The organism is Microcystis sp. M_OC_Ca_00000000_C217Col, assembly GCF_007095585.1.
Taxonomy (GTDB): Bacteria; Cyanobacteriota; Cyanobacteriia; order Cyanobacteriales; family Microcystaceae; genus Microcystis; species Microcystis panniformis.
This window is the reverse complement of record NZ_SFBV01000076.1, coordinates 1-3,678: the sequence shown is the minus strand read 5'-3', so window position 1 is coordinate 3,678 and position 3,678 is coordinate 1. Positions and strand designations below refer to the sequence as shown.

The window sequence follows — 3,678 nt, the reverse complement described above, 5'->3', positions numbered from 1 at the left end:
GGAACTCGCCTTTTCTTTGATCCGCCTCAAGCCAGGAAAACACCCCGATTTTTCTAGGGGTCTAACGGCTATGCGCCTTATCCAGCAAGCCTTTTAGTCGCCTTGTCACCCCTTGAAACAAATTGCTCATCGTCTCAAAATTACTGGTGCAAGTTGGGAATCTGGTAATGTACCGCAAGTCCTTCGTCATCGCTGTGCTTATCTAAATGGTTGCCTTTTTTAACTTTTTTATTGATCTCATTAAGCATTTCTACTTATTGCAAAGGTGAGATGCTCCCCTTCTGGTTTCTGTGTGGAAACGAGGTCTATGCTGATTTAGGACTAATGATTCCCATCACTCTAGTCTTAGATAATGCGGTTCTTCGGTTTTTGTTATGCAATGGATTGGCGATTTTTGTCAATTATTTTTGATCTAGAGCGAACTAATCAATTAAGTCTCTTGCCAGATAAGGATTTAGTCGATTTATGCCCCCCTATCGAACCATACTAAGTAACGAAGAACCGATAATGCCCGCTATCAAAAATGTAAAATTGTTGAAGAATTAGCTCTTTCCTTGTCAATAGAGCTACTCTATCTACCGTCTCGCTAATCTAAATTTAATTGAAAGGTTGTGGAAATTTGTCAGAAAGAAATGTTTATATGGTAAATATTATGAAAACTTTTTTTACTTTTCCTCAGCTATTTATGAATGTCTGAATGATGCCCATCTGAAACATAAAAAAGAACTGGATTTCTTGCTGACTCTACGATTCCAGAAGTTTAATAAATCTCAGATTATGAACGTCTAAAGTATATCATGCTAATAGAGAGGAAATAGAGCGAGACATAGCAGCAGAACAAACTGCCTATCAAGAACTCGCCAAACAACATTATCAAAAAAAAACAACTCCTAGAATGACCAAAATTCGTCTGTATTTAGATGAAGATACACTTTTATAAAATCCATACTAATTGGATTGATAACAGACAAAATCATTCAGGAATTATTTTAGGGGTTCAAAACTATTCCATTTTTGTGCTAGACTAACAATATAGTAGCCAAAGGGCATGAGGAGAATTTTCATTTCCTTGGAGAAACTGTCAGACTACTTTTGATATGAGGTGTGCCATGCGCAATCGCCAATTGACCCCCGACACCAAATCCCAGCACTCCCAGCCAACCAAGGAACGGGAAGCACAGAGGGCGACTGCCCAAGAAGATGTTCTGGCAACCCAACAAGACCCCCTAACACAGGTCATCAGTCCGATTGGCAGTGCTCCCTCGGCCAAAGTTCACGCTAACTTGCTCAGTCGGGCAACCTCAGACTACCCCGCCCGCGGCCGCCAACTGATGCTCCAGATGCAGCGGCAGTACGGCAACCGCTACGTCCAACGGGTAGTGGAACTGTCTCGCCAAGGACTGAGAGAAACCGAAGCCACGCCAGAGGTGGAAGCAACAATTGAACAGACACGGGGTGGGGGGCGATCGCTCGATGCTGGCATCCAGCGGCAAATGGAATCCGCTTTTGGCACCAATTTCAGTGAGGTGCGCGTCCATACCGACAGCACGGCTGATGCTCTCAATCAATCCCTCAGTGCTCGTGCCTTCACCACAGGACAAGACATCTTTTTCCGCCAAGGGGAATACAATCCTGGGAGTTCCAGTGGCAAGGAATTACTGGCCCATGAGTTGACCCATGTAGTGCAGCAAACGGGAACTGTGCGGGGAAAACTGGCGATCGGGGAAGCAGGCGATCGCTACGAACAGGAAGCGGACAAGGTAGCCTCGGAAGTCTTACAAAGACTCAATGCCGAATCGCCATCATCATCGACCGGACAGTCAGGAAAGGGTCAGCAATTTCAAGCACCGCGTCATACTACTCCGGGGAGTGAGCCAGCAGCAATGGGAGAACAGTCGAGTCTGCCTGCTACCAGTAGGGAACTGAAAGTCAATCCCCAGGTGCAGCGCCAGGAAGAACCAGACGAGGAACTCCAGGCGAAACCGAGTATTTCTGCACTCCAACGCCAGGAAGAACCAGACGAAGAACTTCAGGCGAAACCGAGTATTTCTGCCCTCCAGAGGTCGCCTTTATCCCCAGAGTTACAGCCAAATATTCAGAGTAAAGTTATACAGCCATATCGTTGGTCACGTTCAACACCTTTAACAACACTTTATGATTTTTTCACGGCTGCCAATTTTGAGTGGGAAGGGTTTAAGGATATAGTTGACCCTCGACGTTGGCGAATGAATCCATTAAATATTTATGAAGGATTGATGAATATGAGAAATGAGACAGATGGAGAGAATTATCATAGTAGTAGCAGGCATGGAGCACACAATACAGTAAGAAATGCGATGAATCGGCTTGCAAACCCATCAACAATGTTAGATTTTTATAACGACCATGGCAATGTACCTCCGTCAGGGACGCAAGGAAGATTTAACTCAGAAGCGTGGGAAAGTTTTTCATGGAGAAAAGCAAAAGAATTGTTTGAAAATGATATACGAGTTAATGTAGCTTGGATACCTAGTCCTATTCCTGCAAATCAACGCAGTACATGGATTGTATGCCTTAATCATCAGAGGAGTGATGTTGGAATATCGCAAGCAGTATCTGCACCAATCCAATCAGTATCAGGGGTAAGAGTTGCCATAAACTATATACCAAATGTTGGTGGGGGGGTACAAGCCTGGAATGGACAGATGTATCCAACGCAGCCCATTGCTCCTGGTCCTGGACAAGTGCGTAATGGACATCCAGCGGGAAATATGAATGGAACAGTGCAAAATATTCCTTACCAGTTTTTGGGGTATTTTGGTATCTGATTTTATTTACATTGTAGAGTGTAGCGCTCTTGTAGGGTGCGTTCCCTGATGCAACTCTTGTGACTCTATGATTCAGATATTGGGAACGCACCAGGCTCATTTAGGTTATCAGTGCAATCGCCGCTCTTGTAGGGTGCGTTCCTTTCCACAACCCCCATGACCCACTCAATCCCCATTCAGGGAACGCACCATCCCCAACAAGTGCGATTGCGCTACCTGTCATTGAACGGATTGGAGAGAACCGCTAAAATAAATAAGGGACTTGCGTAAAAATAAGATGCCAGCTAGGAGGGCAGAACCGTCACATCCCATTTACCCACATTCCGCACCTTAGTCGTTGAAATCAACAGTTGCTCTAGCCCTTGTATAGCTGAACTTCCCCCATACATATATACCATAATAGCTGAAAACCCTTATCCATCAATGGATACACCCCCTTAACTTTTCTTAATGTACCCATGTAATTTGTAACATTTCTTAATGGACAAGAATTCTCTCCATTTGCTAAAATGATAGCCATGTATATAGAAAAAGTTCCTAACCGTAATTCTCCCCCCGCCGTTCTTCTTCGGGAGTCCTACCGAGAAGGAGATCAAGTCAAAAAAAGAACCCTTGCCAATCTCTCAAAATTACCCGATGATATTATCGACAATATAAAACTGGCTCTTAAAGGGGCAACACTGTCCATGACTGAAGGCATTCCCAATCATTTTGAAGTGATTAGAAGTCTTCCTCATGGTCATGTGATGGCTATTTGGCTCTTCTCGACTTTGTGTGATAATTTTTGCTTATGTAAGGTTAAATGCTTACTGGGCAAGACTTTTAGGACTATTTTGAAAGAAGAAACTATCAGTATAGACCTCGTTTACAC

At 44.0% G+C, this 3,678-nt stretch carries 2 protein-coding genes and 2 pseudogenes; all 4 read left to right on the top strand.

What is annotated here, in order from left to right; all coding sequences use genetic code 11:
* Positions 1-112: 112 nt before the first annotated feature.
* Positions 113-223 (top strand): annotated as a pseudogene (locus EWV66_RS04395) (ISKra4 family transposase); the annotation flags it as partial.
* Positions 224-503: 280 nt separating this feature from the next.
* Positions 504-789, top strand: a pseudogene (locus tag EWV66_RS04390) (transposase); the annotation flags it as partial.
* A gap of 320 nt (positions 790-1,109) precedes the next feature.
* Entirely contained in the window at positions 1,110-2,807 is a 1,698-nt protein-coding gene (locus EWV66_RS04385) for an eCIS core domain-containing protein (RefSeq protein ID WP_287107299.1), read from the top strand.
* A 518-nt stretch (positions 2,808-3,325) separates the two neighbouring features.
* A partial coding sequence (locus tag EWV66_RS04380; protein WP_502706144.1) for an IS1634 family transposase N-terminal domain-related protein occupies positions 3,326-3,678 on the top strand: 353 nt, incomplete at its 3' end.

Bases quoted from the DNA above. Each gene is read 5' to 3' on its own strand.
- EWV66_RS04385 (WP_287107299.1), top strand. From the start codon at position 1,110: ATGCGCAATCGCCAATTGACCCCCGACACCAAATCCCAGCACTCCCAG.